This is a genomic window from Streptomyces sp. NPDC048106 (genome assembly GCF_040706415.1).
In the GTDB taxonomy this organism is placed as follows: Bacteria; Actinomycetota; Actinomycetes; order Streptomycetales; family Streptomycetaceae; genus Streptomyces.
This window is the reverse complement of the sequence record NZ_JBEZND010000006.1, coordinates 53,830-75,195: the sequence shown is the minus strand read 5'-3', so window position 1 is coordinate 75,195 and position 21,366 is coordinate 53,830. Positions and strand designations below refer to the sequence as shown.

Below are 21,366 nucleotides of genomic sequence, written 5' to 3'. Positions count from 1 at the left end.
CGTGGCGGGAGGCTTCAGCGGAGCTCGGGGGGTCCCTAGAACTCGTAGTCCGCGATCACCCACGTGGCGAACTCACGCCACAGGGCGACACCCGCCTGGTGGGCCGGGTGGTCCAGGTAGCGCTGGAGGGCGCCGGTGTCCTCGACCGCGGAGTTGATCGCGAAGTCGTAGGCGATCGGCCGGTCGGTGATGTTCCAGGCGCATTCCCAGGAGCGCAGCTCCTCGATCCGGCCGGGCAGTGCCTGGAAGGCCGCCACGCCCGCCGTGACCCGCGGATCGTCGCGCTCGACACCCTCGTTGAGCTTGAACAGGACCAGGTGGCGGATCATGCGGAGTACCTCAGTTCTTTCCTCCGTTGGCCGCCCAGGTCATGAAGTCCCCGATGGCCCCGGCCGCGTCGGATATGCCCTCGAAGCCTATCTGGACGTAGCCGGCCGCCCTGGCCGGGTCCGTGATGATCACGTACAGGACGAAGACCACGAGCGCGTACAGAACGATCTTCTTGGCGTTCACCGCCACCGCGGCCCTCCCGTGTGTCCATGACCCCCTGGGGGCCCTGCTGCCGGCGGCGAGTGTAACGGCCATGCCTTTATCGCGGACCAACGGCCCGCCGCACAAGGCGATTTGAGCGCATACGGAAAGGGCCCCGTCGTAAGACGAGGCCCTTCCGGAAGCGGTAGCGGAGGGATTTGAACCCTCGGTGACTTGCGCCACACTCGCTTTCGAGGCGAGCTCCTTCGGCCGCTCGGACACGCTACCGAGGGAGACCTTACAGCACGGTGGGGCGTGGTTCGAAATCGGTATTCAGCGATCCCGGAAAAACTCCGTGAGCAGCGCGGCGCACTCCTCACGGAGGACGCCTTCGACGACCTCCGGGCGGTGGTTGAGCCGCCGGTCGCGCACCACGTCCCACAGCGAGCCGGCGGCGCCCGCCTTGTCGTCCCGGGCGCCGTAGACCACCCGGTCCAGCCGGGACTGCACCAGCGCGCCCGCGCACATGGTGCAGGGCTCCAGGGTGACGACGAGGGTGCAGCCGGTCAGCCGCCACTCGCCGAGGCGTGCGGCGGCCCGCCGGATCGCGAGGACCTCCGCGTGGGCCGTGGGGTCGCCGGTGGCCTCGCGCTCGTTGTGCCCGGTGGCGAGCACCGTCGTACCGTCCGGGGACAGGACGACGGCGCCGACGGGGACGTCTCCGCCCCGGACGGCGGCCTCGGCCTCGTCCAGGGCGAGCCGCATCGCGTCCCGCCAGGGGTCACGCACCGGGTCGGGCACCGGTCGAGTACTGGGCACCGGGTGTCCCGCGGTCAGCGGACGGTCTCCAGCACCTCCGAGGCGCCCAGGGCCTCGGCGATCGAACCGAGCGCGTCATCGGCGTCCAGGGAGCGCAGTTCCTTCTCGCTGATGCCCAGGTCGTCGAGGATTCCGCTGTCGCCGACCGGGCTGTGCGGCACCGCGTCGCCCGTGCCGCCCTCCTCGTCCTCGTCGGGGGCGTCGGACTCGCCGTCCTCCGTGCCGTCGAGGTCGAGTTCGTCCAGGTCGGGGCCATCGGCGGCACCGGGTTCCCGGCCCAGCAGCTCGTCGGTGAGCAGCAGCTCGCCGTAGGCGCTGCGGGCGGCGGCGGCCGCGTCCGAGACATAGATCCGGGGGTCTTCCTCCCCGTCCACGCGGACGACGCCGAACCAGGCGTCCTCCTGCTCGATCAGGACGAGCACCGTGTCCTCCTCGGGAGAGGACTCACGGGCCAGGTCGGCCAGATCCGACAGGGTCTCCACATCGTCGAGCTCTGTGTCGCTCGCTTCCCACCCGTCTTCGGTGCGCGCGAGCAGTGCGGCGAAGTACACCGTGACTCTCCCACTGGTCATAGGCGTGCCGGTTGGGGGTCCCCCCGGCGGAGGTTCTTGGGCGGAGAGAGCTGGGCTCCGAGCCCCACCCACTCGGAATCGTGGCAGAAACAAGGCGTTCAGGGGACGTCTTCGGCTCCCTGTGTCTGGCGGTTTCGAGCGTGAATCGTCACAGAGTCACCAGCGCTCTCATTGCGGCCACTTGCGGATCGTACGCGGCTTTGCGACACGTACACGCACGCCCACCTCGGAAACGTCGGCGCGCCCGGCGATCTTCCTCACCCGCTTCTTGCCCAGGGGCCCCAGCTCATCGCGGCCGCCCTACCAGCGGAAGGTCCGCATCCGCATCGCGTGGCGCAGCCGGGCCGCCTTGGCGCGTCGCGGCTGGACCCGGGCGCGCAGGGCGCGGGCCTCGGCCAGCTCGCGCAGGAACCGGGCCCGGCGACGGCGCCGCTCGGCCTCGGTCTCGGGCACCGCCGGTCCGGTCCCGTGCGCGTCGTCGGGCGTCTCAGGCAGGTCAGACACGTCACACCACCCCAGTCCGTCCCTCTCACTTTCCCCCGGACGGACGGTTTGACGCCAGCGTCCGCCGCTCCGGGGCGCGGGTACCGTTATGGGCATGCGTCTCCATGTCGTCGACCACCCCCTGGTCGCTCACAAGCTCACCACGCTGCGCGACCAGCGCACCGATTCCGCGACCTTCCGCCGGCTCGCCGACGAACTGGTCACCCTGCTCGCCTACGAGGCCACGCGGGACGTGCGCACCGAGGTCGTCGACATCGACACGCCGGTCGCCCGCACCACCGGCGTCAAGCTCGCCCGCCCCCGCCCGCTCGTCGTGCCGATCCTGCGCGCCGGTCTCGGCATGCTCGACGGCATGGTCCGGCTGCTGCCGACCGCCGAGGTGGGCTTCCTGGGCATGCTCCGCAACGAGGAGACGCTCCAGGCCTCCACGTACGCCACCCGGATGCCGGAGGACCTCTCGGGCCGCCAGGTCTACGTCCTCGACCCGATGCTGGCCACGGGCGGCACCCTGGTCGCCTCCATCCGCGAGCTGATCAAGCGCGGCGCGGACGACGTCACCGCGGTGGTCCTGCTGGCCGCCCCCGAGGGCGTCGAGCTGATGGAGCGCGAACTGGCGGGCACGCCGGTGACGGTGGTGACGGCCGCGGTCGACGACCACCTCAACGAGCAGGGCTACATCGTGCCGGGCCTGGGCGACGCGGGCGACCGGCTGTACGGCGCGGCGGAGTAGCCGAACCCTTCGGCGGCCCGGCAGCGGCGACCCGAAAGGGCCGGAGAAGGGGTTTCAGCACCCCTTCTTCGCGGAGCCGACCGGAGTCGTGGGCGCGGGCGCGGTCAGGGCCGTCAGAGTCCTGTTCGCGTCCGCCGCCTTCACCAGCCCCTTGAACCCGTCCCCGAGGACGAGGTCGAGCGTGGCCTCCTTGCGCCCGTCGGGGCGTTGCTCCGCCCCCGCGACCTGCGCGCCGAGCACCGGCAGGGACGTACCGACCGCGGACACCGGTCCGAGGACCACGCCCGCGCCCTTCACCTTCTTGTCGTAGTCCTTGCCGGCGTTGCCGACGTCGCCGATCTTGAACCCGCGCTTCTTCAGCTGGTCCGCGGTGTCCTTGGCGAGCCCGGTGCGCTCGGTGGCGTTGTAGACGTTCACGGTGATCCGGCCGGGCGCGGGCAGCGCCTTCGCCGGATGTCCGTTCGTGGCCCGAGCCGCGTCGGCCTTGGTCTTGGTGCGGCATTCCTTCGCGGCTTCGGCGGTCGAGCCGCCCCCGCTGAAGACGTCGATGAGCTGTAGCGTGCCCCAGCCCAGCAGGCCGAGCGCGCACGCGGAGGCCAGCACGGCCGCGATCAGCCGGCCTCGCCGCCGGGGCCGGCGCATCCGGGGGTACTTCGTCCCCGTGATCCGGTATTTGCCGCCCATGCCGGGGGGAGTCAGCATGCTCATGAACGGCAGCGTAGTGCGCCGGGGCGGTGCTGCCTATTAGATGATCAGTCGAGGGCGCTCAGTGGAACCCGAAAGGGTCAATGGTCCGGCGCCACAGGCCCGATGGAGACACCCGACCGGCCCTGGCCGGGGAGCCTGATCGGTCCGAGCGGTCCGATCGGTGCGGCGTCAGTCGAGTTCGAGCACCCGCGCGTGCAGCACCTGGCGCTGCTGGAGCGCCGCGCGCACCGCGCGGTGCAGGCCGTCCTCCAGGTAGAGATCGCCCTGCCACTTCACGACGTGCGCGAAGAGGTCGCCGTAGAACGTCGAGTCCTCCGCAAGGAGGGTCTCCAGGTCCAGTTGCTGCTTCGTGGTCACGAGCTGATCGAGGCGGACCGGGCGCGGCGCGACGTCCGCCCACTGCCGGGTGCTTTCCCGGCCGTGATCGGGGTACGGCCGGCCGTTTCCGATGCGCTTGAAGATCACACGGAAAGCCTACCGGCCCAGACGTTCCGGGCGCAGCCATGGCGCCGGAGTGCGGCGCTCGAAAAGGCTCCGCAAAGAGAACAAATGACCGTCTATCGGCAGCAGGGGCCGAGCTTTGTGCACAGCCTGTGGACTGTTGACCGGGGGCGCGCACGAGAGGCGTCACACGGTCTGCGGCACCTGCCGTGCCCGGTGGCGGACGCGGAACGCGGTGATGATCTCGGTGACGCCCACCACGATCAGCCAGATGCCGCCGACGAGGGTCAGCACGGCCACCGACCGGAAGGGCGAGTCGATCAGCACGATCCCGGCGACGAAGGTCAGGACGCCGAGCAGGATCTGCCAGCCCCGCGCGGGCATCCGGGGGTCGGAGATCGCGGCCATGGTCTGGGTCACCCCGCGGATCAGCCAGCCGATGCCGATCCACAGGGCGAGCAGCAGGATCGACTGCATGGGCCCGCGGAAGCAGAGCAGGCCGAGCAGGATCGACAGCGTGCCGCTGATGAACGCCAGCACCCGCAGCGAGGTCGTCTGGTGGGTGCCGAACGCGGCGATCAGCTGGAAGACGCCGCTGACCAGGAGGTAGAGCCCGAAGAGGACACCGGCCACGGCCAGGGAGTGACCCGGCCACACCAGGACCAGGATGCCGAGGACCAGCGAGGCGATCCCGGTGACCAGGACCACCTGCCAGGCGGCCCGCGCCAGCGCGTGCAGCGGCCCCTCGAACGGCGGCTCGGGCTCATGGCGCTCACGGCGTCCCTGCGGCTCGTGCGGCGCGCCCGGCGGGTGGCCGGCGTGGACGTGCTGGTCGTCGTACTCACGGCCCCACTCCGGGCCGTGACGCGATGCCTCGGTCATGCTCCATGCTCGGAACGGGTGGGCGCGGCCCGCCACCCGGGTGGGCCACAGGGCGTACCCGCGGGCCTACTTCCGGGCCGCCTTCGCCGCCTTGGCCGCGGCCTTCATCTCCTGCTTGTGCGCGCGCACCCTGGCGAGCGAGTCCGGTCCGGTGATGTCGGCGACGGACCGGTAGGACCCAGGCTCGCCGTAGGCACCGGCCGCCTCGCGCCAGCCCGTCGGCGCGACCCCGAGCCGCTTGCCCAGCAGCGCGAGGAAGATCTGCGCCTTCTGCCGGCCGAACCCCGGCAGGTCCTCGAGCCGCTTCAGCAGCTCGGCCCCGCTGCCGACGTCCTTCCAGACGGCCTCGGCGTCCCCGTCGTAGTGCTCCACCAGGTACTGGCACAGCTGCTGGATGCGCTTCGCCATGGAGCCCGGGTAGCGGTGGACGGCCGGCTTCTCCGAGAGCAGCGCGGCGAAGGCCTCCGGGTCCCGCGCGGCGATCTCGTGCGCGTCCAGGTCCTCGGCGCCGAGCCGGTCGGCGATGGTCCGGGGCCCCTTGAACGCCCACTCCATCGGGACCTGCTGGTCCAGCAGCATCCCGGTCAGCGCGGCGAGGGGCGAGCGCCCGAGCAGCGCGTCGGCCGCCGGGTCCTGGGCGAGGTGGAGGGTGACGTCCATGAGCCGATGATCCCGCGTCACGCACGATTCCTCCATCACGCAGGAAGCCCGTCACGCAGGAAGCCCGTCACGCAGGAAGCCCGTCACGCAGGAAGCCCGTCACGCAGGAAGCCCGTCACGCAGGAAGCCCGTCCCGCTGGAAGTCCGTTCCTTCGCGAGCAAAGGGACATAGCCTGCCGGGCGTGACGACTCCGCACGAGCTGATCGCGCACTACGGACTCGAACCGATCCCCCGCGAGGGCGGCCTGTTCCGGCGTACCTGGGCGGGGCCCGAGCGGGCGGACGGCCGCCCCGAGGGTTCCGCCATCGTGGCGCTGCTCACGGCGGACGACTACTCCGCCCTGCACCGCCTGCCCTACGCCGAGATCTGGCACTTCTACCTCGGCGACCCGCTGCACCTGCTGCTGCTCGCCCCCGACGGCACCACCCGCGCCGCGGTCCTCGGCCCCGGCCCGCACCTCGGGCAACAACTCCAGCTGACCGTGCCGGCCCGCACCTGGATGGGGGCGCGGGTGGCCCCGGGCGGCGCGTGGACGTTCTTCGGCTGCACGACGGCCCCCGGGTTCACCTACGAGGACTACGAACACGGGGACGCGGCGGACCTCACGGCGCGTTACCCGGCCGAGGCCGCCCGGATCAGGGAGCTGTGCCGGCCATGAGCCTCCTCGACGGACAGACCGCCCTGGTGACCGGCGCGGGCGGCGGCATCGGCCGCGCCATCGCCCTGCGCTTCGCCGAACAGGGCGCGGCGGTCGCCCTCCACTGCCGTACGGCGGTGACGGCGGCCGGGGAGACCGCCGGCCGGATCCGGGAGTCGGGCGGCGAGGCGGTCGTCCTGCGCGCGGACCTGACCGACGAGGACGCCTGCCACCGCCTGGTCCAGGAGACCCTCCGGTGGTCCGGCGGGCGGCTCACCGCGCTCGTCAACAACGCGGCCGTACAGCCGGTCCAGCCCCTGCCCGGCATGACGGCCGCCGAGTGGCGCGCGGTCGTCGACGCCGACCTCACCAGCGTCTTCGCCTGCACCCAGGCCGCCGCGGCCCACCTGCGCGCCCACGGCGGCGGCACCATCACCCACATCGCCTCCATCGAGGCCGGCCGGGCCGCCCCGGGCCACGCCCACTACGGCGCGGCCAAGGCCGCGGTCGTGGCGCACGCCCGCGCGGCCGCCCTGGAGTACGGCCCCGACGGCATCCGCGTCAACACGGTCTCCCCCGGCCTGATCGACCGCGCGGGCCTGTCCGCGGACTGGCCGGACGGCGTCCGGCGCTGGCTCGCCGCCACCCCCACCGGCCGCCTGGGCCGCCCCGAGGACGTCGCCGACGCCTGCGCCTTCCTGGCCTCGCCCCTCGCCTCCTGGATCACCGGCCACGACCTGGTGGTGGACGGAGGCGTCTCGGCGCGGCCCACGTGGTGATCGCGGGATCACGCCGGACAATGTCGAAGGGCCCCCTGTTTCCAGGGGGCCCTTCGACATCGTGCCCGGTGAGGCACTGGCGGAGGATACGAGATTCGAACTCGTGAGGGGTTGCCCCCAACACGCTTTCCAAGCGTGCGCCCTAGGCCTCTAGGCGAATCCTCCGCCGGAAACATTACATGACCGAGGAGGGTGCTAGCGAACTCGTTCCCGCAGGCCCGGATCGGGTACTCTCTGCGTAGCCCCTCACGCGGCGCTATCTGACTGAACTCCCCCAGGGCCGGAAGGCAGCAAGGGTAGGTCGGCTCTGGCGGGTGCGTGGGGGGCGTCTGCGTTCCCGGGGTCCGCGGCGGGGCCGGTTGTCGGTGGGCGCCTATAACCTCGTAAGCGTGTCGTCTCTCGCGCTGTACCGCCGCTACCGTCCCGAGACCTTTGCCGAGGTCATCGGGCAGGAGCATGTCACCGACCCCTTGCAGCAGGCGCTGCGGAACAACCGGGTCAATCACGCGTACCTGTTCAGCGGGCCGCGGGGCTGCGGGAAGACCACCAGCGCGCGCATCCTCGCCCGCTGCCTCAACTGTGAGCAGGGTCCCACCCCCACCCCGTGCGGCGAGTGCCAGTCCTGCCGCGACCTCGCGCGCAACGGACCGGGTTCGATCGACGTCATCGAGATCGACGCCGCTTCCCACGGTGGCGTGGACGACGCCCGTGAACTGCGCGAGAAGGCCTTCTTCGGCCCGGCGGGCAGCCGGTACAAGATCTACATCATCGACGAGGCCCACATGGTCACGTCGGCCGGCTTCAACGCCCTGCTGAAGGTGGTCGAGGAGCCCCCCGAGCACCTCAAGTTCATCTTCGCCACGACCGAGCCCGAGAAGGTCATCGGCACCATCCGCTCGCGGACCCACCACTACCCCTTCCGGCTCGTGCCGCCCGGCACCCTGCGGGACTACCTCGGCGAGGTGTGCGGGCAGGAGGGCATCCCGGTCGAGGACGGCGTGCTTCCCCTCGTCGTGCGGGCCGGCGCCGGATCCGTCCGTGACTCCATGTCCGTCATGGACCAGCTCCTCGCCGGCGCGGGCGCGGAGGGTGTGACGTACGCCATGGCCACCGCCCTCCTCGGCTACACCGACGGCTCCCTCCTCGACTCCGTCGTCGAGGCCTTCGCCACCGGTGACGGCGCGGCCGCCTTCGAGGTCGTGGACCGCGTCATCGAGGGTGGCAACGACCCCCGCCGCTTCGTCGCCGACCTGCTCGAACGCCTCCGTGACCTGGTGATCCTCGCCGCCGTCCCGGACGCCGTCGACAAGGGGCTCATCGACGCCCCCGCCGACGTGCTGGAACGCATGCAGGCCCAGGCCGCCACCTTCGGCGCCGCCGAGCTGAGCCGCGCCGCCGACCTCGTCAACGAGGGCCTCACCGAGATGCGCGGCGCCACCTCGCCCCGCCTCCAGCTCGAACTCATCTGCGCCCGCGTCCTGCTGCCCGCCGCCTACGGGGACGAGCGCTCCGTCATGGCCCGCCTCGACCGCATCGAGCGCGGCGTCAGCTTCAGCGCGGGCGCCGGCGCACCGGCCATGGGGTACGTCCCCGGGCCGGAGGCCCACGGCGGCGCCCCGGCCGCGATGATGCCGCCCGGCGGGGGGCCCGCAGCGGCGCGGGCGGCCGTGCGCGGTGGCCCCGGTGCCGGTCCTGTCCCGGGTGCCGGTGGTGCGCCGGACGCCGGTGGTGCGGCGCCGGTCGCGCCCGCGCCCGCTCCCGCGCCTGCCGTTCCGGTGGCGCCCGCCGCCGCGTCCGCCCCCGCCCCCGCTGTTCGCGCGCCCGCCGAGCAGCCGGCCCCGGCCGCTCCGGCTCCCACTCCGTCCCCGGCCGCCGCCCCCGGCGCGTGGCCCACCGCGGCTCCGGCCGGCGGCGGGCGGCGTCCCGGTGGCTGGCCCACGGCCGCCGCGCCGGGCGGCCCGCAGCCGCAGGCACCCTCGGCCGCCGCCCAGCCGACGGCGCAGCCCACCCCCGCGCCCTCCGCGCCCGCGGCGGCCCCCGGCGGTCTCGACCCCCGCGTGCTCTGGCCGAACATCCTGGAGGCCGTCAAGAACCGCCGCCGCTTCACCTGGATCCTGCTCAGCCAGAACGCCCAGGTCACCGGCTTCGACGGCACCACCCTCCAGCTCGGCTTCGTCAACGCCGGAGCCCGTGACAACTTCGCGAGCAGCGGCAGCGAGGACGTGCTGCGGGCCGCGCTGGCCGAGCAGTTCAACGTGCAGTGGAAGATCGAGGCCCTGGTCGACCCGTCCGGCGGCGGCTCCGCGCCCCCGGCCCCGGGCGGCTCCACGGGCTTCGGCGGTGGCGGCGGCTACGGCGGCTCGGGTGCCCCCGGCGGCGGCGCCGGCGCGTCCGGCGGTGGTGGTCACGGCGCCTCCGCCGCGGCCCGCCCCAGCGCGCCGCCCGCCCAGCCCGCCCCGCGGGCGTCCGCCCCCGCGCCCGGCGGCCCCGCCCCGTCGGCGGCCGCCCCCGCCGCGTCCCGGCCCGCCACCGCTCCCGAGCCGCCCCCCGTCTCCATCGAGGACGACATCCCCGAGGACGACGACCCCGACCTGGACGAGTCGGCCCTCTCCGGCCACGAACTGATCGTGCGGGAGCTGGGCGCCACCGTGGTGGAGGAGTTCACCAACGAGTGAGGGGCAACGAGTGAGGCCCGCGGCTCGCGCGCAAGCGCGTTCCCGGTAGGGGGACACGGCCCTCGCGGGCGGCCTTTGTAGGAACGTACGGCTTGCCCGGCCCCCGGACTTCGGCGACCTTGCCATTAGGCTGACCCCCGTGAACGTCCTCGTCATCGGCAGCGGCGCCCGCGAACACGCCCTGTGCCGCTCCCTGTCCCTCGATCCCGACGTCACCGCGCTGCACTGCGCCCCCGGCAACGCCGGCATCGCCGAGGTCGCCGAGCTGCACCAGGTCGACGCGCTCGACGGTGCCGCGGTGACCGAGCTGGCGCGGCGTCTCGGCGCCGAGCTGGTCGTCGTCGGCCCGGAGGCCCCGCTGGTCGCCGGTGTGGCCGACGCCGTGCGCGCGGCGGGCATCGCGGTGTTCGGCCCGTCCGGCGAGGCCGCCCGGCTCGAGGGCTCCAAGGCCTTCGCCAAGGACGTCATGGCCTCGGCCGGGGTGCCGACCGCCCGCTCGTACGTCTGCACCACCGCCGAGGAGGTCGCCGAGGCCCTCGACGCCTTCGGCGCCCCCTATGTCGTCAAGGACGACGGACTCGCCGCCGGCAAGGGCGTCGTCGTCACCTCCGACCTGGACGCCGCCAGGGCGCACGCGGAGGCCTGCGAGCGCGTGGTGATCGAGGAGTTCCTCGACGGTCCCGAGGTGTCCCTGTTCGCGGTCACCGACGGCGAGACCGTCGTCCCGCTCCAGCCCGCCCAGGACTTCAAGCGCGCGCTGGACGGCGACGAGGGCCCCAACACCGGTGGCATGGGCGCCTACTCGCCGCTCCCGTGGGCCGACCCGAAGCTGGTCGACGACGTGCTGAGCACGGTGCTCCAGCCGACGGTGGACGAGCTGCGGCGGCGCGGTACCCCGTTCTCCGGTCTGCTCTACGCCGGTCTGGCGATCACCAGCCGCGGCGTGCGGGTCATCGAGTTCAACGCCCGCTTCGGCGACCCCGAGACCCAGGTCGTGCTGGCCCGCCTGCAGACCCCGCTGGCCGGGCTGCTGATGGCCGCCGCCACCGGCAACCTCGCCGACCTGCCGCCGCTGCGCTGGAGCGAAGACGCGGCCGTCACCGTCGTCGTCGCCTCGCACAACTACCCCGACACCCCGCGCACCGGCGACCCGATCACCGGGCTGGACGAGGTGGCCGCGAAGGACGCCCCGCATGCCTTCGTCCTGCACGCGGGCACCCGGCAGGACGGCGACGCGGTCGTCAGCGCGGGCGGGCGCGTGCTGTCCGTCACCGCTACCGGCAAGGACCTGACCGAGGCGCGGGAACGGGCGTACCGGGCGGTGAGCCGGATCGGGCTGGACGGCTCGCAGCACCGCACCGACATCGCGGCGAAGGCGGCGGCCGAGGCGCTCTGAGCGCCTCCTCGGACGCTTCCCGGCCCCTGTTCGCCCCCCCAGGCCCCGGATCCGGAATCCGGGGCCTGATCTTTGCCGTCTGTCACCCAGCTCTGACCAAAGCCATTCCATCGAGTGAGCAATCGCCCATCCGGCTGACGTGGGCCGGGGCCGCAACTAGGGTGCCGCGCAAGCGTTCCGGCACTTGGCCCACCGGCGTTGCGCACTTGGCCCACCGGCATTGCGTTGTCAGTGACGGATGCCACAGTGGGGGAGTGAGCAGCGCCAGGACAGCACGGCATCGGCAGGGGAGGGGGTGAGGTCGGCACGTGACCGGAATCGGTGTGGAAGCGGGCGCGCAGGCCGCGCGCTCCCGGGCCCTCGCGGTGTTGCGGGTCCGGGGCCGGGCCCTGGGCGTGGCCGTGCTGCCCGCGGCCGCCGAGGTGATCCTGCTGGCCGGCGGGGCCACGGGCCATCTGGTCGGTCCGGGCTGGGACGCCGCCCGCTGGGCCGTGGGCGCCCTCGCGGTCCTCGTCCTGCTGGCCACCGCCGGCGTCTCCCTGGTCGTCTCCCGCGCCCGCCCCGCCATGAGTCCCACGGTGCCGGTCGTGGAGGAGTCCGCCCCGGACCTGTACCGGATGGTGCGCGACCTCGCCGACCGGCTGGAGGTCCCGGCGCCCTCCGCCATAGCCCTCACCCCGGACTGCGACAGCTGGCTGGAGGACCGGCCCCACGCGGTCCAGGGCCCGCCCGGCCTGCCGGGTCCCGGCCAGGCGGACATACCGGGTGACGGGCGCCGCTCGCTGCGCCGGGCCCCCGTCGCGCCGGTCCTCGTCATCGGCTCCCCGTTCCTGTGGTGGATGCGGGTCGGTGAGCTGCGCGCGGTCATCGCCCCGGTCGTCGCCGGTACGGGCCCCTCGGCGCACCCCGACATAGCCGCCGCCCGGCGTTTCGTGCGCGGGCTCGACGCCACGGTGGCCATAGCGGCCACGCCGAGACGGGGGCCGCTGGCCCGCGGGGCGGCAGCGGCCCTCGGCCTGGTGGCCCGGCTGCTGCTGGGTGCCTGCCGCGAGCACGCCGCGCAGATGGAGCGCGGGGTCGCCGCCGCGGCCGCCGAGCGGGCGCAGACGGTGGACTACGGACTGCGGATCGTCGCCCAGGAACAGGTGGGTCTCGCCTACGCGGGCTGGGACCGGCTGCTGACCCGGGTGGCGCTGCCCGCCTGGCGCATGGGCCGCTGGCCCTCCCGCCTGGACGCGGGCGTGGTGGCCGCGCTCACCGAGCTGTCCCGCCGCGACCGGCTCGCCGAGGGCTTCGCCTCCCGCCTCGGTGAGCGGCCCGCCTGCGACCTGCTGGAGGAGCCAGGCACCGTGGACGAGGCCACCTCGCTGCTTGCCGCGCGCCTCTTCCACGGCGGTCCCGCCGGGCCCGGGTCCGACTGGGCGCCGGTGGACTGGCAGTCGTACCCGGAGGAGGTCGTGGACCGCACCTGGCGCGCCGACGCGGCCCGGCTGCACCGCGTCCTGGACTCCCTCGCCACCCGCCCCGCGCGGCACGCCGAGGCCCCCACCCTGGCCCGGGTCCTGGACCACCTCACCGATCCCACGGGTCCCGCCCGCGCCCCGGCCGGCGCGGACCCGGACCCCGGCCCGGGTCCCACCCCGGACGACGTCCCGGGCGACGTCCCAGACGACTTCCCGGGCGACGACCCGGGGGCCGACCCGGACGAGGACGACCCCGGTACCGAGCGCAGCGCCCTCCTCGCCGCCGGCCTCAGCGCCGAGGTGGCCCGGGAGGAGAACGCCGTGCCCCACGGCGCCACCGCCGCCGGCCAGGGCCCGCCCAGCACCCTCTGGGACGGCGGCGCGCTGCCCCTCGTCCCCCTCCAGCCCCCGCGTACCGCCCGCGAACTCCTGACCGACCACGTCACGGCGATGGTGTGCTGCGCCGCCGTCGACACCGCGGGCGCGGTCCCGGCCCTGGACTGGCTGGACGGCCCGTCCCTGCTGCTGCACGGCGAGCGGGCGGCCGACCTGGCCCCCAGGGTGCTGAGCCTGATCGAGACGGGGGAGCCGGGCCCGCTGCGCGACTGGCTGGCCGCCGCGGGGATACGCCCCGAGAAGCCGATACGCCTCGTCTAACAGGAGCCACGGCTTCCACTTAAGGTCAATTCACAACGAATAGTGACCGAGCCCGTGCGTTATGTGATGTGCTGGGAATCACCACGCACCTGGCAAAGGCATGCGACATACGACAGCAGGGCCGAGCACCGCGAGCACCGCCAAAAGAGGACACAGGGGGCTCGGGGAGGGGAGCGACCATGGCCTCGGACCATATCCGCCGCTGGGAGTCCGGAGCGCTCGCGCACGCCGTCACGGATCCCTTCGGCCTGGGCCCGGTGCCCTGGCTGCGCGGCAGCGAGACCTACTTCGACGACACGGGCCACGTCGTGCCCTGGTACGTCGAGGCCGTGCCCCAGCAGCACGCCCGGGGTGACGCGCGCATCCCGCCGCCGCGCATCTGCCCCGGCGGCGACCCCCGCTCGGCCGACGACGTGCACCGCCAGATCAAGGGCTTCACCGCCACCGGCGCGGTCGCGCCCGGCGAGGCGATCGACTTCCACATCACGGTCGACCCGCCGCAGGAGTTCTCCGTCGACATCTACCGGATCGGCCACTACGCGGGCGACGGCGCCGCCAAGATCACCACCAGTCCCCGGCTGTCCGGCATCGTGCAGCCCGCGCCGCTGGCCGCCGACCGCACGGTCTCCTGCCACCACTGGTGGCTGTCCTGGCGCCTCCAGGTGCCCGCGCACTGGAGCATCGGCGCCTACGTGGCCGTGCTGACCACCGTCGACGGCTACCGCTCCCACGTGCCGTTCACCGTCCGCGACGACTGCCCGGCCGACCTGCTCCTGCTGCTGCCCGACGTGACGTGGCAGGCGTACAACCTCTACCCGGAGGACGGGCGCACCGGCGCCAGCCTCTACCACGCCTGGGACGAACAGGGCGCGCTGCTCGGCGAGGCCGACGCGGCGACCACGGTCTCCTTCGACCGGCCGTACGCGGGCGCGGGCCTGCCGCTGCACGTCGGGCACGCCTACGACGTCATCCGCTGGGCCGAGCGCTACGGCTACGACCTCGCCTACGCCGACGCCCGCGACCTGCACGCCGGCCGGGTGGACCCGACCCGCTACCGGGGCCTGATCTTCCCCGGCCACGACGAGTACTGGACGCCGGCCATGCGCCGGGCGGCCGAGCGGGCCCGCGACCACGGCACCTCGCTGGTCTTCCTCTCCGCGAACACCATGTACTGGCAGGTCGAGTTGGGGCCCTCGCCGTCCGGGACGCCGGACCGGCTGCTGACCTGCCGCAAACGCAAGGGGCCGGGCAAACCGGTGCTGTGGCGGGAGATCGACCGGCCCGAACAGGAGCTGATCGGCATCCAGTACGCGGGCCGGGTGCCCGAACCGCGCCCGCTGATCGTGCGCAACGCGGGGCACTGGCTGTGGGAGGCCACCGGCGCGCAGGAGGGCGACGAGATCCCGGGCCTGGTCGCGGGCGAGGCGGACCGGTACTTCCCGCGCACCCCGCTGCCCGCGCACGACGAGCGCATCCTGCTCGCCCACTCCCCCTACACCGACACCACCGGAGCCCTGCGCCACCAGGAGACCTCCCTGTACCGCGCCCCGTCCGGCGCCTGGGTGTTCGCCTCCGGCACCTTCGCCTGGTCCCCGGCCCTGGACCGCCCCGGCCATGTGGACCCCCGTATCCAGCGCGCCACGGCCAACCTCCTGGACCGCATCTGCAAACGCGACTGAGCCGGTACCGGGGCCGGGGCGACCCCTGGCCGAAACCGGCCACCCGCATAAGGGAGAATCGAGGCACTTGGTCAGAACCACGGGGAGGAACCGTGTCCGGATTCGTAGAAAAGCCCGAGCCGATCCAGGTTCCGGGTCTGGTGCACCTGCACACCGGAAAGGTGCGCGACCTGTACCAGAACGAGGCGGGCGACCTCGTGATGGTCGCCAGCGACCGCTTGTCCGCCTACGACTGGGTGCTGCGCTCGGAGATCCCCGACAAGGGCCGCATCCTCACCCAGCTCTCCCTGTGGTGGTTCGACCAGTTGCGCGACCTGGCCCCGAACCACGTGATCTCCGACGAGCTGCCCGAGGGCGCGCCCGCCGACTGGGCGGGCCGGACCCTGATCTGCAAGTCGCTGAAGATGGTTCCGGTCGAGTGCGTGGCCCGCGGCTATCTGACCGGCTCGGGCCTGCTGGAGTACGACGAGTCCCGGACCGTGTGCGGACTCGCCCTCCCCGAGGGCCTCGTCGACGGCTCCGAACTGCCCGCCCCGATCTTCACCCCGGCCACCAAGGCCGAGGTCGGCGAGCACGACGAGAACGTGTCCTACGAGGAGGTCGCCCGCCAGGTCGGCGCCGAGACCGCCGCCCAACTGCGCCAGGCCACCCTCGCCGTGTACTCCCGGGCCCGGGACATCGCCCGCGACCGGGGGATCATCCTGGCCGACACGAAGTTCGAGTTCGGTTTCGAGGGTGACACCCTCGTCCTCGCCGACGAGGTCCTCACCCCGGACTCCTCCCGCTTCTGGCCGGCCGACCAGTGGCAGCCGGGGCGCGCGCAGCCGTCGTACGACAAGCAGTTCGTGCGCGACTGGCTGACCTCCGCGGAATCCGGCTGGGACCGCAAGAGCGAGCAGCCTCCGCCGCCGCTGCCGCAGCAGGTCGTGGACGCCACGCGCGCCAAGTACGTGGAGGCCTACGAGCGCCTGACCGGCACCAGCTGGTCCTAGGGGTGTCCGGCGGGTCTTGGCGCAGACGCGGGGTCTGGCACGCCGATCTGCGGCGTTGTCGTCGGTCGCCGACGCCCGCGTCGACTCCCTCCTCCGCCTTGCATTTCGACGCACCAGACCCCGCTCACCTGGGTCAAAACCGTGCCGTGACTTCCCTCCACCAAGATCCGCCGGACACCCCCTAGACACACGAAGAAGACCCCCGGTCCGATGGACCGGGGGTCTTTTCCTGGAGCGGACGACGAGGCTCGAACTCGCGACCTCAACCTTGGCAAGGTTGCGCTCTACCAACTGAGCTACGTCCGCAGTGCGCCGTGGCGCGACAGCTACTATACCCAACCTCGACGGCCTGGGAGCGCACTGCCGTATGCCGGTTTCTCGCGCCGGGCTCGGTGCCGGCCGAGCGGAGGTGGTTCCGCCCGGCCCCGAGGGCGGCGCGGCCCGCCCGGCGATCTCCGCGACCGGCGTCCGGCTTCCGCGTATTCGCCTCCCGCGCGCTCGGCGGAGGGCCCCGGCGGAGGGATCGCGCCGACCGTCAACTCCGGGTCCACGGAACGATTTCCGGCGCACTGTCCGGATGACCCCGGCGAGCCGCCGGGAACCGACCGCCTTCGGGACGAACCCGCGCAGTCGCCGCGAGGGCCCGCTTCAGACGTCCGTGACCGGCGGCGATCAGCACCGGGTGGCCGGGCAGTTCGGCGCGCGGGGATGTGGCGTCCTTCACACCGTCGTACCCGTCGTTCTCCACCGTCGGCCTCACAGGCCCCTTCTGCACCGACAGCCCCACCGATTCACCGCCGTTGCATTCCGGCGGTCTTGCGGCTGCTTCAACACGCCCCGCGCCCCCGCGGATTCGGCGCCGGGATCGGCCACGAGGAATGTCGGGGAACTCCCGGAGTACTTCGGGGCAGCACGAAAAAGCCCCGGTCATGAAGACCGGGGCTTTTCTTGGAGCGGACGACGAGGCTCGAACTCGCGACCTCAACCTTGGCAAGGTTGCGCTCTACCAACTGAGCTACGTCCGCACTGCTCCCGACCGGCTCCCACCGATCGGTGCGAGCACCAGCCTACCTGATCCACAGGAGTGGTCGGGACAACCGGTGCCAGAGCGGGTGACAGGAATCGCACACTGCGCCTTCCCCCTGGAAGGGGGATGTTCTACTACTGAACTACACCCGCACGATCCTCGGGGTTTCGGCCTTTCGGCCTCGCCCCTCGGCGTGTCTCAGACATTAGCTGATCAACAGGGGGGTAGCGCAAGTCGGTTCCCCCGAGGGCCGTCCACGCGCCCTCCCCGGCGACCCAAGTGCGCGGCCTCCAGAGCCCGCTGACGGGCCCGGGAGGCCGCCCCTTCGCGGGCCCTGCGCCTCACTGCGCGGCGCTGAACGCCTCGTAGACCTTCTTCGGAATGCGCCCGCGTGCGGGCACGTCCATCTTGTTGGCCTGGGCCCAGGCGCGCACGGCCGCCGGGTCGGGGGCCACCTCGGTCTGCTTGTACGCCTTGCCGGAGCGCGACCGCTTGCGGCCGGCCTCGACGTAGGGCGCGAGCGCCTTGCGCAGTTTCTTGGCGTTGGTTTCGTTCAGGTCGATCTCGTACGACTTGCCGTCGAGTCCGAAGGCGATCGTTTCCGCCGCTTCCGAGCCGTCGATGTCGTCAAAGAGAGTGACCACGACCTTTTGCGCCACGAATATCGGTCCCTTCGTGCGGCACGTCGATACAGCTCACCGGCGTTGACGTGCCGAGTATCGGCTATTGCCAATTCATTTGTACAGTGCCCGGCAATGCAAAGTGAAGCCCGACTAAAACCGTCCGCGTGTCCGAACGCAATAGGGGCTGCGGGCGGCCTGTCGAACTTTCCCAGAACTTTTCACGGCGGCAGGGCTCCGACACCCGATCGTGATGCGCCTCACGTAGTTTCCTCCAACTCTACTCGCGTAGAAATTTTGTGCGGGTAGTCTGAAGGAACCAGCTCAGCACCACACATCGGGAGTGCCAGTGGCACGCGTCGTAGTCGACGTCATGCTCAAGCCGGAGATCCTCGACCCCCAGGGCCAGGCGGTCCAGCGAGCGCTGCCGCGCCTGGGATTCGAAGGGATCTCGGACGTACGTCAGGGAAAGCGTTTCGAACTGGAAGTTGACGGGCCGGTCGACGAGGCCGCGCTCGCCCGGATCCGCGATCTCGCGGAATCCTTCCTTGCCAACACCGTGATCGAGGACTTCACCGTCAAGGTGGAAGAGGCCGCGGAAGTCGCGGAGGCGTCGAAGTGACCGCTCGTATTGGCGTCGTCACTTTCCCCGGCAGCCTGGACGACCGGGACACCCAGCGCGCGATCCGCCTCGCGGGCGCCGAGCCGGTCGCCCTCTGGCACAAGGACAAGGACCTCAAGCAGGTCGACGCCGTGGTCCTGCCCGGCGGTTTCTCCTACGGCGACTATCTGCGCGCCGGCGCCATCTCCCGTTTCTCCCCGGTCATGGACACGGTCATCGAGCAGGCGAAGGCCGGCCTCCCGGTCCTCGGTATCTGCAACGGTTTCCAGGTCCTCACCGAGGCCCACCTCCTGCCGGGCGGCATGCTCGGCAACGACCACCTCCACTTCATCTGCCGCGACCAGAAGCTGCGGGTGGAGAACGCGGAGACGGCGTGGACCGGCGACTACCGCCAGGGCCAGGAGATCCACATCCCGCTGAAGAACATGGACGGCCGGTACGTCGCCGACCCGTACACGCTCGACAAGCTGGAGGCGGAGGGCCGCGTCGTTTTCCGGTACCTCGACTTCAACCCGAACGGCTCGCTCAACGACATCGCCGGCATCACCAACGAGGCGGGCAACGTCGTCGGCCTGATGCCGCACCCCGAGCACGCCGTCGAGCCGCTGATCGGTACGGGCCGTACCGACGGCCTCCCCTTCTTCACCTCGATCCTCAAGAAGCTGGTCAACGCATGAGCCGGACGCCTCTGGATACGGTCGAGCACGCGGCCGCGACCCCCGACGTCGAGCTGCCCTGGGCCGAACTCGGCCTGAAGAAGGACGAGTACGAGCGGGTGGTGGACATTCTCGGCCGCCGCCCGACCGGCGCCGAACTCGCCATGTACTCGGTCATGTGGTCCGAGCACTGCTCGTACAAGTCCTCCAAGGTCCACCTGCGCCAGTTCGGCGAGAAGGCGCCCGAGTCCGACGCGCTGCTCGTCGGCATCGGCGAGAACGCCGGCGTGGTGGACGTCGGCCAGGGCTACGCGGTCACCTTCAAGGTCGAGTCGCACAACCACCCCTCCTACGTGGAGCCCTACCAGGGCGCGGCCACGGGCGTCGGTGGCATCGTCCGCGACATCATCGCGATGGGCGCCCGCCCGGTCGCGGTGGTCGACCCGCTGCGCTTCGGCGCGGCCGACCACCCCGACACCAAGCGCGTCCTGCCGGGCGTGGTCGCGGGCATCGGCGGCTACGGCAACTGCCTGGGCCTGCCCAACATCGGCGGCGAGGTCGTCTTCGACGCCTGCTACCAGGGCAACCCGCTGGTCAACGCCGGTGCCATCGGCGTGATGCGGCACGAGGACATCCACCTCGCCAAGGCCTCCGGCGCGGGCAACCAGGTCATCCTGTACGGCGCCCGGACCGGCGGCGACGGCATCGGCGGCGCCTCGATCCTCGCGTCCGAGACCTTCGACGACGCGAAGCCGTCGAAGCGTCCCGCGGTCCAGGTCGGCGACCCCTTCCAGGAGAAGCTCCTCATCGAGTGCACCCTGGAGGCCTTCCGGGAGAAGCTGGTCGTCGGCATCCAGGACCTGGGCGCGGCCGGACTCTCCTGCGCGACCAGCGAACTGGCGTCCAACGGTTCGGGCGGCATGCGCGTGACCCTGGACGACGTACCGCTGCGCGACTCGACGCTCTCTCCCGAGGAAATCCTCATGAGCGAGTCGCAGGAGCGCATGTGCGCGGTCGTGGAGCCGGACAAGGTCGAGCGCTTCCTCCAGATCTGCGAGAAGTGGGACGTCATCGCCACGGTCATCGGTGAGGTGACGGACGGCGACCGCCTGGAGATCTTCTGGCACGGCGGCAAGATCGTGGACGTCGACCCGCGCACGGTCGCGCACGACGGCCCGGTCTACGAGCGCCCCTACGCCCGCCCCTCCTGGCAGGACGAGCTCCAGGCCGACGACGCGAACAAGCTGCCGCGTCCGGCCACGCCGCAGGAGCTGCGCGAGCAGGTCCTGAAGCTGGTCGCGTCCCCGAACCAGGCCTCCAAGAAGTGGATCACGCAGCAGTACGACCACTTCGTGCAGGGCAACACGGTGCTGGCGCAGCCCGAGGACTCGGGCATGATCCGCGTGGACGACAAGACCGGCCTCGGCGTCGCCATCGCGACGGACGGCAACGGCCGTTACGCCAAGCTGGACCCGTACACGGGCGCGCAGCTCGCGCTGGCGGAGGCCTACCGCAACGTGGCGACGACGGGCGCGAAGCCGCTGGCCGTCTCGGACTGCTTGAACTTCGGCTCGCCCGAGGACCCGGCGGTGATGTGGCAGTTCGCGGAGGCGGTACGCGGCCTCGCGGACGGCTGCCTCCAGCTGGGCACGCCGGTGACCGGCGGCAATGTCTCCCTCTACAACCAGACGGGCGAGGCGGCGATCCACCCGACCCCGGTCGTGGCGGTCCTGGGCGTGATCGACGACGTCGCCCGCCGCACCCCGGTCGCCTTCCAGGAGGAGGGCCAGCTCCTCTACCTCCTCGGCGACACCCGCGAGGAGTTCGGCGGTTCGGCCTGGTCCCAGGTGATCCACGACCACCTGGGCGGCATGCCCCCGGCGGTCGACCTGGAGCGTGAGCGCCTGCTCGCCGAGATCCTGATCTCCGCGTCCCGCGACGGCATGATCGACTCCGCGCACGACCTCTCCGACGGCGGTCTCATCCAGGCCGTGGTCGAGTCGGCCCTGCTGGGCGGCAAGGGCGCGCGCCTCATCGTCCCCGACGGTCTGGACGCCTTCACCTTCCTCCTCTCCGAATCGGCCGGCCGCGCTCTGGTGGCCGTTCCCCGCTCCGAAGAGGTCCGCTTCAACGACATGTGCGGCGCGCGGGGCCTGCCGGCCACCCGCATCGGTGTCGTGGACGGCGACTCGGTGGAGATCCAGGGCGAGTTCGACCTGCCCCTGACCGACCTGCGCGAAGCGCACGAGGGCACGATCCCGTCGCTGCTGGCCTAGGACGGCGGCCCAGGAGAGCCCCCGCCCGGTTCCGTGTTTCCGGGCGGGGGCTCTCCTGAGGTCGCTCCGGGGTGACCTCCGGGCTGTCTTCGGGCGCAT

The 21,366-nt window shown here is 72.3% G+C and carries 21 protein-coding genes, 5 tRNA genes and 1 other RNA gene; 12 read left to right on the top strand and 15 right to left on the bottom strand.

Translation table 11 applies throughout. The features are described 5' to 3' along the window. Positions 1–35 precede the first annotated feature (35 nt). The 6 genes from AB0927_RS08080 to AB0927_RS08055 all read right to left on the bottom strand — a co-directional run bounded on the left by AB0927_RS08080 (position 36) and on the right by AB0927_RS08055 (position 2,357). Positions 36–329 (bottom strand): Dabb family protein, encoded by a 294-nt coding sequence (locus tag AB0927_RS08080; RefSeq protein WP_366666684.1) that lies wholly within the window; start codon positions 327–329, stop codon positions 36–38. A 10-nt stretch (positions 330–339) separates the two neighbouring features. Continuing rightward, positions 340–519, bottom strand: a complete 180-nt coding sequence (locus tag AB0927_RS08075; RefSeq protein ID WP_366666683.1) for a hypothetical protein — start codon at positions 517–519, stop codon at positions 340–342. A 155-nt stretch (positions 520–674) separates the two neighbouring features. Next, positions 675–759 (bottom strand) — tRNA-Ser (locus AB0927_RS08070). Between the two features lie 45 nt (positions 760–804). After that, positions 805–1,236, bottom strand: a complete 432-nt coding sequence (tadA, locus tag AB0927_RS08065) for a tRNA adenosine(34) deaminase TadA (RefSeq protein WP_366666889.1) — start codon at positions 1,234–1,236, stop codon at positions 805–807. Between the two features lie 68 nt (positions 1,237–1,304). Next, the gene (locus tag AB0927_RS08060) at positions 1,305–1,841 is read right to left on the bottom strand and encodes a hypothetical protein (protein WP_366666888.1); all 537 of its coding nucleotides are present in this window, start codon (positions 1,839–1,841) and stop codon (positions 1,305–1,307) included. Between the two features lie 321 nt (positions 1,842–2,162). Beyond that, complete coding sequence (locus AB0927_RS08055) at positions 2,163–2,357, bottom strand: hypothetical protein (protein WP_366666886.1); 195 nt, start codon at positions 2,355–2,357, stop codon at positions 2,163–2,165. Between the two features lie 103 nt (positions 2,358–2,460). Here AB0927_RS08055 and upp point away from each other — a divergent pair, with 103 nt between their 5' ends. Then, the gene (gene upp / locus AB0927_RS08050) at positions 2,461–3,096 is read left to right on the top strand and encodes a uracil phosphoribosyltransferase (RefSeq protein WP_366666682.1); all 636 of its coding nucleotides are present in this window, start codon (positions 2,461–2,463) and stop codon (positions 3,094–3,096) included. 54 nt (positions 3,097–3,150) lie between these two features. Here upp and AB0927_RS08045 read toward each other — a convergent pair whose 3' ends face one another. The 4 genes from AB0927_RS08045 to AB0927_RS08030 all read right to left on the bottom strand — a co-directional run bounded on the left by AB0927_RS08045 (position 3,151) and on the right by AB0927_RS08030 (position 5,787). Next, positions 3,151–3,804 carry a LytR C-terminal domain-containing protein gene (locus AB0927_RS08045; protein WP_366666680.1) on the bottom strand — a complete coding sequence of 218 codons (654 nt, stop codon included), beginning with the start codon at positions 3,802–3,804 and terminating at the stop codon, positions 3,151–3,153. Positions 3,805–3,972: 168 nt separating this feature from the next. Continuing rightward, positions 3,973–4,269 (bottom strand): type II toxin-antitoxin system VapB family antitoxin, encoded by a 297-nt coding sequence (locus AB0927_RS08040; RefSeq protein ID WP_004943146.1) that lies wholly within the window; start codon positions 4,267–4,269, stop codon positions 3,973–3,975. 162 nt (positions 4,270–4,431) lie between these two features. Then, positions 4,432–5,127, bottom strand: coding sequence for an HdeD family acid-resistance protein (locus AB0927_RS08035; protein WP_366666679.1), 696 nt, complete (start codon positions 5,125–5,127; stop codon positions 4,432–4,434). A gap of 66 nt (positions 5,128–5,193) precedes the next feature. Next, complete coding sequence (locus AB0927_RS08030; RefSeq protein WP_366666678.1) at positions 5,194–5,787, bottom strand: HhH-GPD-type base excision DNA repair protein; 594 nt, start codon at positions 5,785–5,787, stop codon at positions 5,194–5,196. Between the two features lie 173 nt (positions 5,788–5,960). On the opposite strand from AB0927_RS08030, the gene AB0927_RS08025 reads away from it, so the two are divergent. After that, positions 5,961–6,446 carry a cupin domain-containing protein gene (locus AB0927_RS08025; protein WP_366666885.1) on the top strand — a complete coding sequence of 162 codons (486 nt, stop codon included), beginning with the start codon at positions 5,961–5,963 and terminating at the stop codon, positions 6,444–6,446. After that, a complete protein-coding gene (locus AB0927_RS08020; RefSeq protein ID WP_366666677.1) occupies positions 6,443–7,204 on the top strand; it encodes an SDR family NAD(P)-dependent oxidoreductase in 762 nt (253 codons plus the stop codon). The genes AB0927_RS08025 and AB0927_RS08020 overlap by 4 nt, the downstream gene beginning before the upstream one ends. Before the next feature lie 77 nt (positions 7,205–7,281). Here AB0927_RS08020 and AB0927_RS08015 read toward each other — a convergent pair. After that, a tRNA-Ser gene (locus AB0927_RS08015) sits at positions 7,282–7,369 on the bottom strand. A gap of 72 nt (positions 7,370–7,441) precedes the next feature. Here AB0927_RS08015 and ffs point away from each other — a divergent pair. The 6 genes from ffs (at position 7,442) to AB0927_RS07985 (ending at position 16,066) form a co-directional block, all read left to right on the top strand. Continuing rightward, an RNA gene (gene ffs, locus AB0927_RS08010) (signal recognition particle sRNA small type) lies at positions 7,442–7,538 on the top strand. A gap of 55 nt (positions 7,539–7,593) precedes the next feature. Then, entirely contained in the window at positions 7,594–9,879 is a 2,286-nt protein-coding gene (locus tag AB0927_RS08005; protein ID WP_366666676.1) for a DNA polymerase III subunit gamma and tau, read from the top strand. A gap of 139 nt (positions 9,880–10,018) precedes the next feature. Continuing rightward, positions 10,019–11,275, top strand: a complete 1,257-nt coding sequence (purD, locus tag AB0927_RS08000; RefSeq protein WP_366666675.1) for a phosphoribosylamine--glycine ligase — start codon at positions 10,019–10,021, stop codon at positions 11,273–11,275. Positions 11,276–11,583: 308 nt separating this feature from the next. Further along, entirely contained in the window at positions 11,584–13,395 is a 1,812-nt protein-coding gene (locus AB0927_RS07995; protein WP_366666674.1) for a hypothetical protein, read from the top strand. A 179-nt stretch (positions 13,396–13,574) separates the two neighbouring features. Beyond that, complete coding sequence (locus AB0927_RS07990) at positions 13,575–15,074, top strand: N,N-dimethylformamidase beta subunit family domain-containing protein (RefSeq protein WP_366666673.1); 1,500 nt, start codon at positions 13,575–13,577, stop codon at positions 15,072–15,074. Between the two features lie 92 nt (positions 15,075–15,166). Next, the gene (locus AB0927_RS07985) at positions 15,167–16,066 is read left to right on the top strand and encodes a phosphoribosylaminoimidazolesuccinocarboxamide synthase (protein WP_366666672.1); all 900 of its coding nucleotides are present in this window, start codon (positions 15,167–15,169) and stop codon (positions 16,064–16,066) included. A gap of 230 nt (positions 16,067–16,296) precedes the next feature. On the opposite strand, the gene AB0927_RS07980 is transcribed toward AB0927_RS07985, so the two are convergent. From AB0927_RS07980 to AB0927_RS07965, 4 genes are all read right to left on the bottom strand, one after another. Then, a tRNA-Gly gene (locus AB0927_RS07980) sits at positions 16,297–16,372 on the bottom strand. A gap of 643 nt (positions 16,373–17,015) precedes the next feature. Continuing rightward, a tRNA-Gly gene (locus AB0927_RS07975) sits at positions 17,016–17,091 on the bottom strand. 82 nt (positions 17,092–17,173) lie between these two features. Beyond that, positions 17,174–17,245, bottom strand: a tRNA-Gly gene (locus AB0927_RS07970). Between the two features lie 189 nt (positions 17,246–17,434). Next, positions 17,435–17,752, bottom strand: coding sequence for an Lsr2 family protein (locus AB0927_RS07965; RefSeq protein ID WP_031164632.1), 318 nt, complete (start codon positions 17,750–17,752; stop codon positions 17,435–17,437). Positions 17,753–18,062: 310 nt separating this feature from the next. Here AB0927_RS07965 and purS point away from each other — a divergent pair, with 310 nt between their 5' ends. From purS to purL, 3 genes are read left to right on the top strand one after another with little or no spacing between them, the layout of a single operon-like run. After that, complete coding sequence (gene purS, locus AB0927_RS07960; protein ID WP_366666884.1) at positions 18,063–18,335, top strand: phosphoribosylformylglycinamidine synthase subunit PurS; 273 nt, start codon at positions 18,063–18,065, stop codon at positions 18,333–18,335. Then, on the top strand, positions 18,332–19,012 hold the full coding sequence (gene purQ, locus AB0927_RS07955; protein WP_366666671.1) for a phosphoribosylformylglycinamidine synthase subunit PurQ: 681 nt from the start codon (positions 18,332–18,334) through the stop codon (positions 19,010–19,012). The genes purS and purQ overlap by 4 nt, the downstream gene beginning before the upstream one ends. After that, positions 19,009–21,267 (top strand): phosphoribosylformylglycinamidine synthase subunit PurL, encoded by a 2,259-nt coding sequence (gene purL, locus AB0927_RS07950; RefSeq protein WP_366666670.1) that lies wholly within the window; start codon positions 19,009–19,011, stop codon positions 21,265–21,267. The genes purQ and purL overlap by 4 nt, the downstream gene beginning before the upstream one ends. Positions 21,268–21,366 lie beyond the last annotated feature (99 nt).

Excerpts from the sequence above, each read along its gene's own strand:
- AB0927_RS07990 (WP_366666673.1), top strand. The coding sequence starts at position 13,575 with ATGGCCTCGGACCATATCCGCCGCTGGGAGTCCGGAGCGCTCGCGCAC.
- AB0927_RS08030 (WP_366666678.1), bottom strand. The coding sequence starts at position 5,787 with ATGGACGTCACCCTCCACCTCGCCCAGGACCCGGCGGCCGACGCGCTG.
- upp (WP_366666682.1), top strand. The coding sequence starts at position 2,461 with ATGCGTCTCCATGTCGTCGACCACCCCCTGGTCGCTCACAAGCTCACC.
- AB0927_RS08080 (WP_366666684.1), bottom strand. The coding sequence starts at position 329 with ATGATCCGCCACCTGGTCCTGTTCAAGCTCAACGAGGGTGTCGAGCGC.
- AB0927_RS08020 (WP_366666677.1), top strand. The coding sequence starts at position 6,443 with ATGAGCCTCCTCGACGGACAGACCGCCCTGGTGACCGGCGCGGGCGGC.
- AB0927_RS08035 (WP_366666679.1), bottom strand. The coding sequence starts at position 5,127 with ATGACCGAGGCATCGCGTCACGGCCCGGAGTGGGGCCGTGAGTACGAC.
- tadA (WP_366666889.1), bottom strand. The coding sequence starts at position 1,236 with ATGCGGCTCGCCCTGGACGAGGCCGAGGCCGCCGTCCGGGGCGGAGAC.
- purL (WP_366666670.1), top strand. The coding sequence starts at position 19,009 with ATGAGCCGGACGCCTCTGGATACGGTCGAGCACGCGGCCGCGACCCCC.
- AB0927_RS08045 (WP_366666680.1), bottom strand. The coding sequence starts at position 3,804 with ATGAGCATGCTGACTCCCCCCGGCATGGGCGGCAAATACCGGATCACG.